General features: G+C 59.1%; 17 protein-coding genes. 10 read left to right on the top strand and 7 right to left on the bottom strand.

The annotated features are described in order from the left end of the window. Together ABIE33_RS35230 and ABIE33_RS35225 are read left to right on the top strand one after the other, a co-directional pair. Window positions 1-395, top strand: a 395-nt coding sequence (locus ABIE33_RS35230) for a hypothetical protein (protein ID WP_429133681.1), incomplete at its 5' end; no start/stop codon positions are given. 659 nt (window positions 396-1,054) lie between these two features. Beyond that, window positions 1,055-1,318 carry a DUF1488 domain-containing protein gene (locus ABIE33_RS35225; RefSeq protein WP_429133683.1) on the top strand — a complete coding sequence of 88 codons (264 nt, stop codon included), beginning with the start codon at window positions 1,055-1,057 and terminating at the stop codon, window positions 1,316-1,318. A 449-nt stretch (window positions 1,319-1,767) separates the two neighbouring features. Here the strand turns inward: ABIE33_RS35225 and ABIE33_RS35220 are convergent, their stop codons facing one another. The 6 genes from ABIE33_RS35220 to ABIE33_RS35195 all read right to left on the bottom strand — a co-directional run bounded on the left by ABIE33_RS35220 (window position 1,768) and on the right by ABIE33_RS35195 (window position 8,935). Continuing rightward, entirely contained in the window at window positions 1,768-3,204 is a 1,437-nt protein-coding gene (locus ABIE33_RS35220) for an FGGY family carbohydrate kinase (RefSeq protein WP_429133679.1), read from the bottom strand. A gap of 3 nt (window positions 3,205-3,207) precedes the next feature. Continuing rightward, complete coding sequence (locus ABIE33_RS35215) at window positions 3,208-4,434, bottom strand: FAD-dependent oxidoreductase (protein WP_429133677.1); 1,227 nt, start codon at window positions 4,432-4,434, stop codon at window positions 3,208-3,210. Beyond that, window positions 4,431-5,840, bottom strand: a complete 1,410-nt coding sequence (locus ABIE33_RS35210; protein WP_429133676.1) for an NAD(P)/FAD-dependent oxidoreductase — start codon at window positions 5,838-5,840, stop codon at window positions 4,431-4,433. Before ABIE33_RS35210 ends, ABIE33_RS35215 begins: the two co-directional genes overlap by 4 nt. Window positions 5,841-5,960: 120 nt before the next feature. After that, window positions 5,961-7,055, bottom strand: coding sequence for a twin-arginine translocation signal domain-containing protein (locus tag ABIE33_RS35205; RefSeq protein WP_429133675.1), 1,095 nt, complete (start codon window positions 7,053-7,055; stop codon window positions 5,961-5,963). 33 nt (window positions 7,056-7,088) lie between these two features. Continuing rightward, window positions 7,089-8,426 carry a TRAP transporter large permease gene (locus ABIE33_RS35200; RefSeq protein ID WP_429133673.1) on the bottom strand — a complete coding sequence of 446 codons (1,338 nt, stop codon included), beginning with the start codon at window positions 8,424-8,426 and terminating at the stop codon, window positions 7,089-7,091. Beyond that, window positions 8,423-8,935, bottom strand: a complete 513-nt coding sequence (locus ABIE33_RS35195; RefSeq protein ID WP_429133671.1) for a TRAP transporter small permease subunit — start codon at window positions 8,933-8,935, stop codon at window positions 8,423-8,425. Before ABIE33_RS35195 ends, ABIE33_RS35200 begins: the two co-directional genes overlap by 4 nt. A gap of 380 nt (window positions 8,936-9,315) precedes the next feature. On the opposite strand from ABIE33_RS35195, the gene ABIE33_RS35190 reads away from it, so the two are divergent. The 5 genes from ABIE33_RS35190 to ABIE33_RS35170 all read left to right on the top strand — a co-directional run bounded on the left by ABIE33_RS35190 (window position 9,316) and on the right by ABIE33_RS35170 (window position 11,503). Further along, the gene (locus ABIE33_RS35190; RefSeq protein ID WP_429133669.1) at window positions 9,316-10,242 is read left to right on the top strand and encodes a DeoR/GlpR family DNA-binding transcription regulator; all 927 of its coding nucleotides are present in this window, start codon (window positions 9,316-9,318) and stop codon (window positions 10,240-10,242) included. Then, window positions 10,239-10,457 carry a Na+/H+ antiporter NhaA gene (locus ABIE33_RS35185; RefSeq protein WP_429133667.1) on the top strand — a complete coding sequence of 73 codons (219 nt, stop codon included), beginning with the start codon at window positions 10,239-10,241 and terminating at the stop codon, window positions 10,455-10,457. The genes ABIE33_RS35190 and ABIE33_RS35185 overlap by 4 nt, the downstream gene beginning before the upstream one ends. A gap of 128 nt (window positions 10,458-10,585) precedes the next feature. Next, a complete protein-coding gene (locus ABIE33_RS35180) occupies window positions 10,586-10,891 on the top strand; it encodes a hypothetical protein (RefSeq protein ID WP_429133665.1) in 306 nt (101 codons plus the stop codon). A gap of 16 nt (window positions 10,892-10,907) precedes the next feature. After that, window positions 10,908-11,186, top strand: coding sequence for a hypothetical protein (locus ABIE33_RS35175; RefSeq protein WP_429133663.1), 279 nt, complete (start codon window positions 10,908-10,910; stop codon window positions 11,184-11,186). Then, window positions 11,183-11,503: a DUF1476 domain-containing protein gene (locus ABIE33_RS35170; protein ID WP_429133661.1), complete on the top strand. Its 321-nt coding sequence runs from the start codon at window positions 11,183-11,185 to the stop codon at window positions 11,501-11,503. Before ABIE33_RS35175 ends, ABIE33_RS35170 begins: the two co-directional genes overlap by 4 nt. Before the next feature lie 417 nt (window positions 11,504-11,920). On the opposite strand, the gene ABIE33_RS35165 is transcribed toward ABIE33_RS35170, so the two are convergent. Next, window positions 11,921-12,181 (bottom strand): hypothetical protein, encoded by a 261-nt coding sequence (locus ABIE33_RS35165; protein ID WP_429133659.1) that lies wholly within the window; start codon window positions 12,179-12,181, stop codon window positions 11,921-11,923. A gap of 1,698 nt (window positions 12,182-13,879) precedes the next feature. Here ABIE33_RS35165 and repA point away from each other — a divergent pair. The 3 genes from repA to repC all read left to right on the top strand — a co-directional run. Beyond that, complete coding sequence (gene repA, locus ABIE33_RS35160) at window positions 13,880-15,055, top strand: plasmid partitioning protein RepA (RefSeq protein ID WP_429133657.1); 1,176 nt, start codon at window positions 13,880-13,882, stop codon at window positions 15,053-15,055. Beyond that, window positions 15,052-16,044, top strand: coding sequence for a plasmid partitioning protein RepB (gene repB / locus ABIE33_RS35155; protein ID WP_429133655.1), 993 nt, complete (start codon window positions 15,052-15,054; stop codon window positions 16,042-16,044). The genes repA and repB overlap by 4 nt, the downstream gene beginning before the upstream one ends. Before the next feature lie 182 nt (window positions 16,045-16,226). Further along, window positions 16,227-17,434 (top strand): plasmid replication protein RepC (gene repC, locus ABIE33_RS35150; protein ID WP_429133653.1); only part of this gene is annotated, 1,208 nt, incomplete at its 3' end.

Raw genomic sequence — 17,434 nt, 5'->3', positions numbered from 1 at the left:
AACGCCTGGCGAAAGCTCGAAAACCAGCCCTGGCGCATCATGTCAATCGGACGAAGAGCCTGGGCAAATGGGTTCTGATCAGTGAGAGGCCGTATAAATTGTCTGGGACCTGGACGTCGGCCAGCACCGCGGCAACGAACTCATCGCGCTTCGCACGATTATCAAAGCCCTTGATCGTTGCGAGATCCGTATTGCTGGCAGTGGCCATTCGTCCCGCATTCGTCGTGCAGATCACCGCTAGCGTATCCACGCGCGCAGCTTCGATGGCAAGAGAGCTGGCGCCGGTGGTGGTTACCCAGCCAGCGGTAAATGCAACAACTGGGGCTGCTATTAGTCCAAGCACGAAACCCCATAGGATGGCTTTGCGCGTTGAATGGTCTGATCACGTGACATGACGTGACTCCCTTTAAACAGTGATTGGAGGAATCTTTGTGGCCGTACTCAGACCTTGAGGTAATGGCAACTCGGATGTTAGATCTTGCGCTCCAAACTACCGGAAGTAAATATAAACTCTAATGTTATCGTGCAAATTACGAAAATCGCGATAAGTTGATTACCTATTCTAGTGCGGAAATATATAGCGGTACTCTCATATATTTCCTATACTTATGGCTGATCAGCCCATTAATTTCAATGCGAAATAGATGCATTGACTTGTTTGCACTTCGCCGGTCACGCGCGCATTATTTACTGGCGTGGCGTCCATTGCCCAGACTCGGTTAAGGAGGTGATTGCAGCGTCGGTATCGCTTCATGAGGAAACTCTGAAACCTGGTGATAGCCGACTGTTCCACGGATCGTCGACCAGAACACAAATAGGCGCCGACAAATACGCACCTAAGGAAAACGGAGATTACCTTGAAGCACCATATTCCCCCTCAAGTCTACTTATACGACTATCGGCGACTGTTCGCCTGGATAGCGGTGACATTCGCAGTCGGCGTGATCGCCGTCTCGATATTCTTTGGCGGCATCTAGGAGTGGCCGACCATGGCCAATGCAATATCCAGAAGAACAATGGAGTGCCAAGCGACAGCGGTGAGAGATTTCAAACGATGGCATTGAGCTTCCCAAATCGCAGCCGAACCTTTGATGAAACTAGGAAAGCCGTTCGCTTCCTGGCTCACGATGGGATGTTCGAAGTACCATTCTTTATTGAATCGAGCGCCCTTGTGGAAATCGACTACCCCCGCACGACAGCGGCTGAATGTCTAATCGCGTTCGATGCGGCGCGGAGCGCCATCCAGGAGGCCGCACAGTATAGGTACTCCAACGAGCGCAGATCAGTCTATCTGCTCACAGGCGATGATCTTCGTTAGAGCATCCGCTCCTGTAGCGCGTTTGCTGAACTGCAACGAACCGATGATTTCGCCCGGACAGATGAAGCCGAGATACTGGCCGTTCTCTGCACGGATGGCAGCAGACCGACCGTTGCGGGATAGACCGTTTCGATCCGGATCTTGCACACCGCCTTGACGGCAACCGTGTGCACCACCTCGGCCGACAGATTAACTCCGCCAAAGATCCTGACACAGCGATCGTAATAGACCGCCCCGGCAGTTCGGCGGCATGTCGAGCGGTGAAACAGCGGCACGCCGAGGGCTGTCTACCTGGAATAAAGTTGGCGGCCGTCCCAGGGGGAGACAAATCACGCGACAAGGTCGCAAGGTGATCGATTCGAGGTTGCACCTCAAACCACCGCCAAAAGAGGCTCATCCGCGACGATATTCGAAGCTTGCGCCGGACACTGCGCGCTTCGAAACGCCGCTTAGTGTGCAACCACGCCCTGGAGAAAAGGTTTCCGCCTGTCACCTCTCCAGTTGCGGGCGAGATCGACAGCTCTGGCAAACCGCTCACGGTCTTCGCTCGTGACCGATCCGTCTGGAAGGTAAGTAGTGATAGCCGCGCGAGCTGAGGTCGTGTCGGCGCCGCACAGTTCCGCCAAGCCGAGAGCGGTTAGTTCATGCATAGCCGGCACGACGATCGGCCGCTCGCTGGCAGAAGCGAGGAATTGGACAAAATAGGCGCTTTGTGAAAGCCCGCCATCGATCGAAATTCCGCTAGCCGCTTCGATGACATCGGCCGCGGCTTCAATCAGGCCGACGGTGAGCATGGCGATACCTTCAAGCACAGTGCGCACCATGTCCCTGCTGTTGGTCGCGTGGTCCATTCCAATGAATACAGGCGCCGCCAGGCGATCCCAATGTGGTGCGGCGAGACCAGACAGGGCCGGCACGAAAGCAAGCCCTCGGCTCAAAGCCGAGCATCCGTCAAAGCTGTCCAGTTCCTCCACAGACGAAAACAGACCGATGGTGCGGGCCCATTCGACTGCGGCGCCAGCGTCGTAGACGCCGCCTTCAATGGCGAAGACGGTCCTTTCTTCGCGCCGCTGCCAAGCAACGGTCGGAAGCAGGCCGCCCCCCGCCAATGGACGTTCGTTGCCGGCAACCGCCAAGAGGAAGGCGCCGGTGCCGAACGTGATCTTGCAGTCACCGGGCCGGCGGCACCCGTGCCCATAGAGGGCCGCCTGCTGATCGACGATGGAGACCTTAACCGGTATTCCGTCGATGGTTCCGGACCCAGCGTCGACCGGAGCGATCGGCGGCAGGCATTCGATGGGCACACCGTGCAGGGCGCACATTTCTGCACTCCAAATCTGCCTGTCGAGATCGAGCAGTCCCGTCCGCGACGCTGTTGCGACGTCGGTCGAGAAGGTCCCGCACAGGCGGTCGAGAAAGAAGGCGTCGGTCGTGCCGAGCCGCAAACGACCGGCCGCCAGCGCCGACCTTACCGCAGGTAAATTCCGCACCAGCCAGGCAAGCTTGCTTGCTGAGAAATACGGGTCAAGCGGCAGTCCTGATACGGCCCTCGAGCGCCTCTGCGCGCCAGCATCCAGCTCGGCAAGAACGTCCGCCGTACGGGCATCCTGCCAGACGATGACGCGCGACAGAGCCTCGCCGGTCACACCATCCCAGGCAAGGCAGCTTTCGCCCTGGTTGGCGATGGCGATGGCATCCACGGGACTGGCCCTCTTGAGTACCGTGCGGATGTTTCCTAGCAATTCTTCCGGATCGTGCTCGACCCATGCGGGGGCCGGATGGAATTGCGTGTGGCGAATGGCAGCGACAGTCCGCGCTTCGCCGCCGTCCTCGACCAAAAGGCATCGGGTCGATGTCGTGCCCTGGTCTATGGCCGCAACGCGCATTCCTTAATCCTCCCGAAAGCGAAAATGGACTGCCTGTGCTTGGCGTGCAGCGTCCGGAATAGGTACTAGGACCCGTCGTTCCGGCATCCAGTGCTGGGCCTTTCGCCACACCTGGCGGCCATCGAGTTCGAGAGACAGGACACCGCGACAGCGTCGATTGAAGCGTAGCTGGAATTGACGGAAGGCGGACGCGTTCAGCTCGACTTGTCGCAAGATCTGCGGCACCACCAGCTTCACCGGCGGATCGAAGGTGAGCGCAACCGGCCGGCCGGCCTCCCCTCGCCTGTCCAGGTCTAACGCAATCGCCGCACCCACTGCTGTGCCTTCGCGGAAAGCCCAGCCGCCAGTCTCAACGGCGCGCAACACGTTGCCGCTGGCGAAGTAGAGGGGATTTTCCGTGCGACCGTCCTGGTCAACGGCCGGCCCGGCACTGCCCGCAGCAACTCCGATCGAAGACTGCACGAAAAGCGCGGCCTCCGGCGTGAAGCGCCCGGTAAACAGGATTCCGTCGCAGGAAATCGTTTGTGTGCCGCCGTTATGGAGGCGGACTATGGCAGCCTCAACACGCGACATTCCGCGGATATCGACAACATCCGCACCGCTATGGAACGGGATGCCGACGAGGGCGGGAAACCAGTTGAAGGGTGCGCGTGCGATCGCATGCCGCTCGGGCTCCAACATAGCAACCGGTCGCGCCCGATGGAACAGACAGGTCAGGACGGCGGACAACGACACCAATTCAGAGCCGACGATCAACGGGCGGGTGAACGGCATGAGACCATGGCAGGCGACATAGGACTGCAGGGTGCCGGTTGTGACGATACCCACAGGCCGGTCGCCGGATACTAGCCTCGCCGAGCGCGGCATCTCGCGCGCGCCGGTTGAAACCAGGATACGGCGAGCCGCGAATGTGGCGACCCCTTTGCCAGATACAACGCTCACGACACCATCATCGCCCAGCGAGACGACGGAATGCCCGGTGCGCACATCGACCTGCGCGGTTCTAGCTTCCCGTTCGAGCCGCCTGCCGTAGGCGGCTCCGAAGTATACCCGGCCGAATTCACGCATGCCGAAGGGCGAGTGGCTGCAATGACGTGTGGCCCCCCCGAGGTACTTCTCCCGCTCCAAGATCACGACACGCTCAACGCCGCAGCGGCGAAGTTCGAGAGCTGCCGCAACGCCTGCCGGTCCGCCGCCCACGATGATGACGTCCGCATGCAGGTCACTCATAATCGTTCGAACTCCGGAACCGCAAGCGGCGTCTCGAACAGGCCCTTTGTCATCTGGGCCAGACGCGCGTTACAATAGTAGCCCTGGCAGCGCCCCATCCCCGCGCGGGTGCGGCGTCTCAGACCCCCGAAATCACCCGGGGGAACAGAACTGCCGAACGTCGCCTCGATCTCGCGCATTGTTACGAGTTCGCAGTGACAAACGATCTCCCCATGATCGGGCCTTCGCCAGTCGCGCTCCTCCGTTTCGGCTAGGTTGGGAACGCCGACACGTGGCGCGTCAGTCGGGGGCGCAAAGGCGATACCAAATGTCCCGTGTAGTTCAAGTGCATGCTGCGCCAGGCCGAGCGCTGCGCTGAGCCCGGTCGAACGGATGCCACCGAGCGTTATCGCCCGCTGTTTCGGCCGGCAATAAACGCGATAGTCCTTCTTTTCGGTAGCCGGTCGCAAGCCCGCATAGACCGCAGTTACCGGCATGCCGGTAAGTGCCGGCACGATCTGCGAGCCGCGTTTCAGCAGCGCCTGCAGCGTATCCTTTTCGACGGTGGCGCGGACGCGATCATCCTGTTCTTCCGCTGTCGGGCCCACGAGGACGTTGCCGAAGGCCGTCGGGCAGACTACGATACCCTTGGTGATCTCAGTTGGAACCGGCAGCACTATGCGCGGCACGTACCGAAAGGCGGCCTTGTCGAGAACGACGAACTGTCCCTTGCGCGGCCTGATCTGAAACTCAGGCTCGAAACCGAGCCGCTTGTCGACAACGTCGCCGTACAGCCCCGCCGCATTGACGACGGACCGAGCGACCACGGTGACAGCGGAAGTCTTCAGCGTCCATTCACCGTCGAACCGACCGTTCAGCAAGTCGGCGTTGCGCAGGAAGACGGCCCCCAGTGCCAAAGCCTGCGTCAGGTAGGCCAGAGGCGCAGACCAGGGATCGATGACGTGCTCGCCCTCCACCTCAAGAGCCGCGACGAGGTTCTCGGCAAGCCCGGGCATGGATTTGCGCGCCTCAGCGCTCGTCAGCAACTTCAGCTCGCAAATGCTATTTTTCCGCCCCTGTGCCTCGATCGCTTCCAGCTTTGCCGCCTCCAAAGGATTCCAGGCACATACCAGCGCGCCAGTCTTTATGAGTGGAAGATTGAGGCTCTCCCTGATCTCCAGGTACTCCTGCCTGCCGGCGCGAACGAGCTGGAGCTCAAGGCTTTCGGCCGGTGCGTCAAAGCCGGTATGCAGAATGGCGCTGTTGGCCTTCGAAGCGCCTGACAGAATGTCCGGGCCCTTCTCGATCAGGACCACCCGTGCTCCTGCAAGCGCAAACCGGCGAGCAACGGCGCACCCAACCACGCCAGCACCGATGACCGCGACGTCGAAGCAATCTTGCGGGGTAAATTTGGGTGTCTGGAGCATCACGTCCCCTTTCCACTCTGGCGACGGTCAATCGCATGGGGTTTTTGGCAAAATTCGGTTGCAGCAGGCGACGATCGCGATCCGCCCCATGGCGGGGCGGACCAGATTGGCGACTTGGGCTCAGCGATAGGGGTAGCCGGCCTTCTGCATCGTCTCGGCATACTTCTTGAATGCGCCGACGACCTTTCCGGCGCGGGGACTCGAAGCGGCCACCTCGTCCCAGAAGCCTCCGGAGTCTTTGACGACCTGCGCCCACTCCTCGTCCGGCAGAGCCGTCAGCTCCATCTTTTCTCCCTCGACGCGCAGCCTCGCCTCGCCACCCCAGTACCAGACGTCACGATAGTAGTGCGACTGGTCGATGGTAATGCGGAAGAGCTCCTGCAGGTGAGGTGGTACCTTCTGCCAGCTCGGGGTGTTTGCGAAATAGCTGCCGAACCACGCGCCCGTAACGGAGTTGGTCAGAGCGTATTTGCACACATCAGCCCATCCCACTTCATAGGCTTCGGTGAACCCACACCAGGCCACGCCGTCCAGTTCTCCCGTCTGCATCGCGACTTCAACGTTGTCCCAGGGGATCGTCACCGGGACCAGTCCGTAACGCGACAGGAAGCGCCCGGCGGTCGGAACACCGAACACGCGAAGGCCCTGCATATCGGCAAGGCTGCGGATCGGCTTGTTGACGGTGAAGATGTGCAACGGGTCCCAGGCGCCAGTAGAGAGCCAGGTGACGTTCTCGACTTCCCCATATGCTTCTTCCCAGATTTCCTTCAACCCGTAATACTTGAACAAGGCGGGGACATCGAGGCTGTAGCGTGTGGCGAAGGGAAAATATCCGCCAAAAACTGCAATATCGACTGGGGACGCCATGGTCGCCTCATCCGACTGCACGGCATCGAGCGTGCCACTTTGCAGCGCCCGAAACAGATCGGCCGTCGGCACGAGCTGATCGGCGTAGAAGAGCTCAATCTCCATCTGGCCATTGGCAGCGGCGTTGAAGGCGTCGATCTGGGGTTTGATCACATGCGCGCCGAGCGGGGCGCCGGAGTAGGTCTGAAGGCGCCACTTGATCGGGCCACTTTGGGCATTGACGTAGGGTGCTGCTAGCGTGGAACCGGCAACCATTGCACCGGCGCCGAGACCAGTCTTCGTAAGGAAATGACGGCGGGTGGACAGGATCACCTGCGATGCGCTTGGTACCTTCGTGTCCTTTGTCATTCTGTTCTCCTCTGGTTGATCTGGGGTTTTTGGTCAGCCTTTCACGTTCAAATGGTCGGGAAGCCACAGCGCCAACTGTGGGAAGAGCATGACCAGGACGATCGTCGCAGCCATGATGAGGGCGAATGGCCAGATCGACCGATAGATGTCGACCAACGTAATCTCCTTTGGCGCCAGCGAGCGCATCAGGAACAGGTTGTAGCCAAAGGGCGGAGTGATGTAGGCGATCTGGCACGTGATGGTGTAGAGTACGCCGTACCAGATGAGCTGGTTATCGAAGCCGAGATCCAGCAGTTTGACCAACGGGATATAGAGCGGCGCCACGATCACCAGCATAGCCGTGTCATCCAGAAACATTCCCATGACGAGGAAGCTCAACTGCATCATGATTATGATGGCCCAAGGCGAAAGATCCCATTGGCGGATGAATAGGGTTTCGATCGCCTTCACTGCGCCAAGGCCATCGAAGACCGCGCCGAAGGCCAGAGCGGCAAGGATCAGCCACAGGAACATGCACGAGACCGCGAGAGTCTTCATCGAAGTCTCGCGCACCAGCTTCCATGTGAAGCGCCCCTTCAGCACCGCGGCCAGCGTCGCGCAGGTAGCACCTACCGCCGAACTCTCAACGAGGCTCGTGTAGCCGAAGACGAAAAGACCAGTCATGAAGAAGAAGATGGCGAAGGGAATGATCCCTGCCCTTGCCAGCGCCAGCTTCTCGCGGAGCGGCATATTGAGTTCTTCGTCGGCGACCGTAGGAGCGAGTTTCGGATTAAGGCGCGAGCGGAGCGCGACATAGAGAATGAAAAGGCCCGCCATCATGAGGCCGGGAACAAGGCCGGCGAACCAGAGCTTGGAGACCGGTTGGCGGGCGATCATCCCATAAAGCACCATCACCACCGAAGGCGGGATCAGGATGCCGAGCGATGAGCCACCCTGGATGACACCGGAAATCAGGATCTTGTCGTAGCCACGCCTGAGCATTTCCGGCAGCGCGATGGTCGCTCCGATGGCCATACCCGCGACCGAAAGTCCGTTCATGGCGGAGATGATGACCATCAGGAAGATCGTGCCTATGGCAAGCCCGCCGCGTACGCGGCCGAACCAGACATGCAGCATCTTGTACAGGTCCTCGGCAATGCCGGACTCCGACAGGATGTAGCCCATGTATATGAACATGGGCAGGGTCAGCATGGCATACCAGTTGAACAGCTTGAACACCTGGTTGAACGGCAATTCGATCGAGCCGGGCCCATAAAGCAGGAGTGCTGCAGCGGACGCCACGAAGCCGATCGCGGCGAATACGCGCTGGCCGGTTGCAAGCAGCAGCACCATGGAGGCGAACATGAGGAGTGCGATCATTTCATAGTTCATCGCAATTCCTCACCGCGCAGCGCGGCAACATGCTTGCAGACTAGCGCGACGGCCTGCATCAGCATGAGAATGAGACAGGCCACCATCAGCGACTTGATCGGAATAACGGAAGGGTTCCAGATGGAGAAGCGCCGCTCGTTCGTCTCGATCGCGTAGATGAGGCTGGAGATCGAGCCGGCCAACAGAACGCCGAGATAGAAGATCAGGCAGCCGGCGGTCGCAAGATCCACCTTGGCGCGGCCGCGTATCGACAGCGTCGAGTACCAGAGGTCCATCCGGACATGATCGTTGTTTTTAAGCGTTATCGGCCCGCCCATGAAATAGTAGGCGGCCAATGTGAACTGCGTGAGTTCCACTGCCCAGTGGACCGGCATCCTGACGAGGTTTCGTGTGATGGCATCGAAGAGAAGGGTAGCGCCCATGACGAATATCAGCGAAGCCGCCAGATAGCCCACATAGTCGGAAATCCTCTCGGTCGCCCTCACATAGGCAGTGATCAGTCCGCGCATGCACGCCCCCTTGCGCTTCTGTCGGTCACTCCTGAGGTCACGCATTCGCTCCATTGCTAAAAGAAGCTTGGAATGAGGCCGCCATGTCGAAAGAGACGGTATTGCTCAGTACGCTTGCGAAACAACGGCAGCCGACTTGCCGCTCAATGAGCAAACTCCCGGCACGGGCTCGCCTGTCGGCATCCGCCGAAGCTCAGATCGGGTAAGACTTCTGCGCGGTGGCCCTCCATTTGCTCTAGCGGCCATCGCGCACGGGCGATGCATTTCGCCAACTCCCACAATGATGGCCCGGCTAGCGATGCGCTTTGATTGTCACGTGATGACGTCACCCGCTACTGTAACTTGTTTTCCGCCAAAGAAAAGACACATTTTGAACATCGATGCCCGTTCGGAATTTTTATGCTCGTTTCAATGACGGTTCAGGCGCTTTTTGCGCATCTGAATTGCCCGAACATCCAAGCTCCCTTATAATTCGCAAACATGACAACGGATGCCCTCTTGCCCAAGACGGCGCTTCCGAACCGGGGAGAGATATCTTGCAACCATCGAAGCGCCGAGAGGAGATATCCCGGCTCCTTGACAATTCAGGCGAGATGGCGGTCGAGGATTTCGCCGCCCGGCTCGGCGTCTCGCGCGAGACCATTCGCCGCGACCTGACCCGGCTCGATGCGATGGGCAAGCTACGAAAATTTCATGGCGGAGCGCGCGCTATTTCTCGCAGCGACGCAATCGAGACAGAAGATCCCTTCGCTCAACGCTTGGCGCAGAACGCCGACGCGAAAAAGAGGATTGCCAGGGCGGCCTGCCACCTCGTCGCCTCAGGAGACTCGCTTTTTATCGACACAGGAAGCACGACCGTCGCGATGGCGGAGGCGCTTGTCGAACTACAATCGCTTGTCGTCATTACAAATTCGCCGCGGATTGCGGCAACCGTCGCCGGAAATGCCAGCCACAAGGTCTTCCTGATCGGCGGGGCCTACGGAGCGGACGCGGGAGAAAGCCTCGGCCCCCTCGCACTGGAGCAGATCGCCAAGTTTCGTGCGCGGCACGTCATTCTGACGGTCGGCGCTATCGACACTACCTCCATAATGGACTTCGATCTCCAGGAAGCGGAGGTCGCAAAGGCAATGATCGAGCGTGCTGATCGCATCACGGTGCTCGTCGACCAGAGCAAATTTAATCGACGCGCGGTCTTCGAGGTTGCACCGCTTTCGGCAATCGATACGGTCGTTACGGAAAATCCACCCGCCCCAGAGATAGTAGAAGCCCTTACTGCGGCAAGCATAGAGTTGATCGTTGCTCAATGACGGGGGATTGTCCGTCATCAAGTGTTTCGAGACGAGCACCCGAGGCGTCGCCCACAGTTTCGCCGCTCGACAAGCTCGAACATGGGCTTCAGAGGCCGGCCGCCTTTTTCATCGTGCCTATATTCGGCTTTGCAAATGCGGGCGTTTCGTTCGCCGGCGTGACACCGGCGAAGCTTGTCGAACCATTGACGCCGGGTGCGGCTTCGGCCTCATAATGGGCATACTCATCGGCGTCTTTGGCACCGTCATCATCATGGTGCGGACCGGTCTGGCCGAGCTTCCAGCAGCGGCGAGTTGGAGCCGAAAATAGGGGGTATCGCAGCTCTATGGAATTGGGTCCACCATGAGCCTGTTCATCGGCGTGCTAGCCTCCGAGGACTCCGCCTTGCAGGAACGGGTGATGTTCGGCATTCTCGACGGGTCGATCAATGCGGGGCTAAGTGAATATGTCCTGCGGAGCTTATCCGATCGTTGGGTGCTCAAACCAAAAGCGCTGAGCCCGATCGAACGCGCTTTGTGGGGAGGGCGCAGCGTGCGAAGCGTGAGGTACGAGCTAGCCAAAGTGACGGCAAACACCGTGAGCCGGGTCGAGCAAGATGGGGCCGGCGCAACCCTGGGCCTTGCAAGCCAGCGCCGTCGGAAACCGTAGGTCCCGCCCCGGCCTGATGAGCCTGGTGAAAGCTGATCAAGATCAGCGCCACGATCGTCAGCCACGGCTTCTCTGCTCCCTTTCAGATGAGTGGGTCGCCGTCTCACGCCATCGCCGCGCCAAAAATCTGACTGATGAGCGCCTAACTGCGACCGCCCGCTCGACCACCGGCATGAACGATCCGGTCTTGCCAGTATCGTCTATTCGCGCCATGCTCGACTTCGACTACCCGGTCATCTGGTGGATGTCGGATGAAGGTCGCAAACTCACACCCCAACCGAAGGCCAAGCTATGAACAGCATGAAGGACCGTCAGGAAGGCTACGAAAAAAAGTTTGCAATGGACGAGGAAACGCAGTTCAGGGCTATGGCGCGCCGCAACAAGCTGCTCGGCCTATGGGCCGCGGAAAAGCTCGGCCGAACTGGCGCGGACGCCGATGCTTACGCTGCTGAGGTGGTGCGCGCGGACTTCGAGGAAGCAGGAGACAACGATGTCTTCCGTAAGGTACGTGCCGATTTCGACGCGGCAGGCGTCGCCCAGTCAGATCTTCAGATTCGCGGCATCATGGAAGAGCTAATGGTGACTGCGGTTGAGCAAATCAAGAACAACTGAGCGCCGCTCAGTGGGACAGAAACCGCCCACTGCCGGTGCGCGCGCTTCGCGACGCTCTCGAGATGATGGGCATGCAGTTCGGCGCGCGCATTGGCGTCCGGCCCCAAAACTGTCGAGACCCTCGAGGCGGGCAGGAGCGGAGCCGGCTCAACTCGCTACTGTGGGCCGCCGAGGCCATGGAATGAGCTCTTGTCTACGCCATCTTTCCGTACAGCTCACTTGAAGCGACAGTTGAGACTCGAGCACGCAAGATCGCGATACGCGAGCTCCAGCTTGGCGCGCGGACGATGCGGTTGGAGCTCAAGGAACGGACAAAGCGGATTTCGAATCTCGCGTCCAGGCATACATCTAGAGAGAAGCTGTCTGACGCGACATGGCGGACCTCTTCCAAGAGCGTGAGGACAGAACATGAAAACATCATTGAGGTGCGGGGCGCCGCTCCGCCGGCGTCTGCCGCTCGAACGAACGCTCCACAAAAACTTCATGCGTACGGTGCACAAACAGAGGGCGTTTGATCTCGACATTGGCGGCTATTTCCAGGCGACCTCCGATAACCACTCCTGAACGCCCGACAGTTGCTGACATCGAGGCGGCGGTACCGAGATCAAGGGCGAGGCGTTTGCCGAAGGCTTCTCCTGCAAGGCGCACGCCGCATCGCGGGCCGAAAAGCGCGGCCAAGGGAACCGGCTCGCTCCCCTCCCCGTACCTGCCGTCGCCATCGAATAATTGCTGGAGAACCAGGAAGTAACCTCTATGATGAGAGCGGCTACGACTTTCCCGATAACGTAGCGCGGAGATATGGAAGCATCGCTCACGGCCAGTCCCCCAACTGTCGCTGCCGCAAAGAATGCAATCTGTAAATTAGAGTGGCAGCATATTGCATTGCGGGGTTGTGAGCAAGATTGTGCGTTGTTGGCCCTTCATGGGCAGGACGCTCGGTGTGTGGAAAAATCAACCGCTCTGCTGGTGGCGATGTCCGGCCACAGCCTAGGCGGCTCCCCGCTGGATTGGCCCGGAACTGCCCAAGGTCTCCCTCCGTGGGTGAGTCTGCGAATGCTGGCGATGGGACTTGGCGGAGGCTTGCGAGCGGTTTTCCCGCTGGCCGGGCTGCCCTCGCCGGCCGGGACCAGCCCTAGTTCCCACCGTTCGACGGACAATCGCGATCTGGGACTTTTCGCAAATGACACACGACTCGGTTTGTATCAGAAACGCCCCAGACGAGGCGAACCCTTAGGCCGAAATGGCGTCGCTGGGCCGTATTTAAGAGACTTGATCCACTGAGGCCATCGGATGCGTACTCAAACAGTCCGTTAACTGCGCCTATGCACGGAATTCGTTCTGGAGGAGTTCCTTCGCGCAATGATGTTCCCCGCGGGGAACTTCACAGCTTCGATCAGTCTTTACGTTGGCCCGCGTGAGCGCCGGACGCGAGATGGCCGAAGCTGAAACGTTGAAAGTGCCCTGACGGAGATTTGGGTTGCCCCTGAGAGACGAGCAAGATGAACCAACTTCGCGTGTTGTTCCCCGCGGGGAACCTTCACCGCCGCCGCCTAGGAGCCGGTCCGATAGAGCGTTCAGTTCCTTCGTCACTTTCCCGCAAGAAGCGCTTTCTTGACTGTTCGACTCTATCGGCACAGGCGCTGCTCCGCCGTATACTCCAAGCCTTCGCTCTTGATGACGATGGCCCACTTGAGGGCCCAGCAATAGAGTACCGGGCGCATTCGCTTTCGCGAACGTCGACGCAGAGTGTTACTGAGAACGTGTACCGTGAACTTGTCGGTCCCGGCTTCGATGTCCCGGCCCGATCGCGGGACACAGCAAAGGCTCGACCTGATCGGGATCGTTCGGTATTCAACGACCAGATTGCCCTCACTCAACAGAACCGGGACAGCGTTGCGAATGTGCTTCTGTGTGTGTCGAGTTGACATACGGCTGATTGCATCTTTCCCATTGCAGGCGGCACCGTAACCTAGGCTGCAGTTGTGCCGGATCATCTGCGATCCGTTGTCTTAGTTGGAGAGAAGCGCGTCTCCCGCACATTGATTGGTTAGCTGGGCGGTCTCGACCGCCAAATTGTGTCGCCGCGTTACGGCCCATTGGCGCGAGTGGGCGAGGAGACGACCGCACTGTTTTGACGGGGCCCGGATACCCTGGTTGCCCATGCGGAAAAAGTTCCCCGCGGGGAACAGGCAGAGGATCGCTGCGATGCCAAGTGTCGATCCACAACCCCATTTGATGAAGCCACCCGAATCGGAGTACCCGTTAGTTGCGGAGAAAATCCGAAACTTCGGGTTTTTGAGTAGTTACGTGGTTGTTAGCTAAACGTTAACCACAAGAGCGGTTAAGTGACGAGACTGACCACCGGGGATTCTCATTATGACACGACACCTCAGCAGCCTCTCCTTCATGGAGAACTTTTCCAGCAAGCTTGAGCTGGCGTTGAATAATCTCAGCATGGCCCAGTTTCCGCCAGACGCCCGGCGCAGCATGCGCAAGTTCAGCTCGACGGAAGTGGCGGCGCTGCTGGACGTCACTGAAGCCTATATCCGCCAGGTCGCCGCCAAGGAGCCGGGGCCTTCGCCAGAAATCTCCAACGGCCGACGTCTTTATACTCTGGAGCAAGTCCTTGAGCTGCGTCTCGCACTTGCCGCTAACGGCCGCAAAAAATGGATGAACCCGCGCCGCACCGGCGACGAGCAGTGCCAGATCATTGCCGTCACCAACTTCAAGGGTGGCTCGAGCAAGACCTCCACGACAATTCATCTTGGTCACTACCTGGCACTTCGCGGGTACCGTGTGCTTGCCGTGGACCTTGACCCGCAGGCATCGCTAACCGCACTTCACGGTAACCTTCCCGATTTCGACTACCGGGGAGGGGACACCCTCTATTCTGCAATCCGTTTCGACGAACCCGTTCCGACCAGTTCGATCATCCACCAGACGCATATCGCCGGGTTCGACGTCATCTGCGCCGGTCTTGAACTCACCGAATTCGAAACTGCCGTCGCGCTCGAAATGCGTCGGGCTGGTGGCACAAGCTTCCTGCTGCGCGTTTCCCAAGCGCTCGACCAGGTTGCCGACAACTATGATTTCATTCTGATGGACTCCGCGCCATCTTTGAACTTCCTGACGCTCTCGTCGCTGACTGCGGCAACAGGGGTCGTAATACCTGTTCCCGCGCACATGCTGGATGTCGACTCGACCGCGAAGTTTCTCGAACTTGCGGCGTCCTACATGCAGATCCTCGACGAGGTCGGGACAGCCGCCCAATGGGATTTCGCGAAATTCCTGGTCACTAAGTTCGAGCCCAACGATCATCCACAGGCAAACATGTCCGCTTTGATGCGGCAGGTGTTTGGTGAAGATTTGCTGTTGAACTCCGTTATCAAGTCGACTGCGGTCGCAGATGCACTGACATGGAAGCAAAGCCTCTATGAGGTGCAGCGGGCACGGTTCTCAGCGCCGAAAACCTACGACCGTGCGATCGAGTCGATCAACGCGGCCAACGCCGAACTGGAAAGCCTCTTCTGGAAGGCTTGGGGGAGAGAATGAGCAGGAAGGATTCCAAGGGCCTGTTTGCCAATGTTCTCGGTCAGCTCGATAACGGGCCAGACAGAGGCGCAGTACAACGTTCGACCTCACCGCACTTGATGAAGGTCGCCGCTGGCGTACGCCATATCCAGGAACGCAGCGAGCTCGCCGAGCGGTTACTTAAGGACGGCGGCCAGGTCATCGAGATCGAGCCGGACGATATTCTCGAATCCGCGATCCCGGATCGCTTTGCTTCTGCATATGATGCGGAGAACATTGCCGAATTGATGCAGTCGATGCGCGAGCATGGACAAAGCACACCCGGCCTCGTGCGATCGCTCGCAGGGGAGGCCAAGGCGTTTCAGATCGTCTTCGGCCGGCGGCGGCTTGCTGCGGCGAAGCTTCTCGGCATCAAGTTCAAGGCGATCGCACGAGATTTGAGCGACGAAGATGCCATCGTTCTCCAAGGCGAGGAAAACAGCAATCGCAACGATCTCTCATTCATTGAACGATGCCTGTTTGCCCAATCGCAGGAGGTTGCAGGCTACGGTCGCGATATCATCTGCAAATCGCTCAGCACCGGCAAATCGCATGTGTCAGAGATGATCCGGCTCGCAACCGCGTTGCCGCGCGAGATCGTCCAGGACATTGGACCGGCACCCGAAGTCGGCCGTCGTCGTTGGGTCGATTTCGAAACCAAATGGTCAGCGCATGCGGCGCCGCTTGAAGCCGCGAAGAATGCACTCAGCAACGACGAAGTCCGCAATGGCGATAGCAACGTTCGCTTTGCGAGCGTCTTGGAAGCGCTTTCCCGCGAGAGAGAACTATCACATGTGACAGTTGACGCAGGCGAGCTAGTTTCGCACGGTCTGATGCTCGGCAAAGTGAGTCATGGAAAATCCGGCTCAAAACTTGTTTTCAACAAGTCTGTCCCTAGTGGGTTCGTCGACTTCGTTGCGAAGCAAATAGAGAGCCTGCACGATCAGTTCATGCAGCAGAGTAGCCAGTGAGGGCTGGACAGGTTTAATTCGGAGGATAACCGCAAAAGAAAAAGGCCCCCCAAACGTTTCCGTCGTGGAAGCCCTTCTCGTATGTAGCAATCTGAGAATCGCATTTCCACGAATCCCCGTCAAGAGTCTTTGGCATCGTTTTGGTGAGCAGATTTCTTTTGCCTTCTAAGAGGTGAAGGAAAATGCAGGTTGGAAGTGTGACGACGCCCTTTGGGCGGCGGCCGATGACGCTTGCTCTGGTAAAAAGGCAGCTCGCCACAGCTGAAATCAAGCCGGGCAAATCGGTCGAGAAATGGAGAGTGTTCCGCGACGCCTCGGAGGCGAGGGCGCTGCTCGGTATCCAGGACCGAGCGCTCGCCGTTCTCGATGCCCTGTTGACGTTCTATCCGGAAGGCGAGCTGGCGCAGGATCGGGCGATGATCGTATTCCCCTCCAATGCACAGCTTTCTGTGCGTGCCCACGGCATTGCTGGCGCCACGCTGCGCCGTCAGTTGGCTGCTCTCGTCAACGCCGGCCTGATCGTCCGCAAGGACAGCGCCAACGGCAAGCGTTACGCCCGTAAAGACCGGGCAGGGGAGATCGAGGATGCCTATGGCTTCGATCTGTCGCCCTTGCTCGCCCGTGCGGAAGAACTCGCGCAAATGGCTCAACAGGTGGCCGCTGATCGCGCGCATTTCCGTCGCACCAAAGAGGCGCTCACTGTCTGCCGGCGGGATGTTCGCAAGCTCATTTCTGCCGCCATGGAGGAGGGCGCTTCCGGCGACTGGGGAGCGATTGAAGCGATGTATGTTGAGCTCGTCGGCCGTATTCCGCGCACGCCGGTCATCGGTGATCTGGCCGCGATGCTCGACGAAATGGCGATGTTGCGCGCTGAGATCCTCAATCTGCTGGAAATTCAGATGAATTCGGAAAAAATGAGCGCCAATGATGCTCCAGATGAGCGTCACATACAGAATTCAAATACCGAATCCATCCATGAACTTGAACCTAGCTCTGAAAACGAGCAGGGGGCGAAACCTGAGACGGAACCGAGAACGAAGCGCGAGCCGATAAAGGCGTTTTCTTTGGGGATGGTGCTGCAAGCCTGCCCGGAGATCGCTATGTACGGGCCAGGCGGGGCGATTTCGAGCTGGCGGGAGCTGATGGCGGCCGCGGTCGTGGTTCGATCGATGCTCGGCGTCAGTCCGAGCGCCTACCAGGATGCCTGCGAAGCCATGGGGCCGGAGAATGCTGCTGCGACAATGGCGTGCATCCTGGAGAGGGCAGGCCACATCAACTCGGCGGGTGGTTACCTCAGAGATTTGACGGCGAAGGCGCGCCGCGGAGAATTCTCGCTAGGTCCGGTGCTAATGGCGTTACTGCGAACGAACGGGGTTGCAGCGCGGGCGGT

The sequence above is a fragment of the Ensifer sp. 4252 genome, assembly GCF_050434565.1.
In the GTDB taxonomy this organism is placed as follows: domain Bacteria; phylum Pseudomonadota; class Alphaproteobacteria; order Rhizobiales; family Rhizobiaceae; genus Ensifer.
This window is presented reverse-complemented; position numbering and strand designations above follow the sequence as displayed.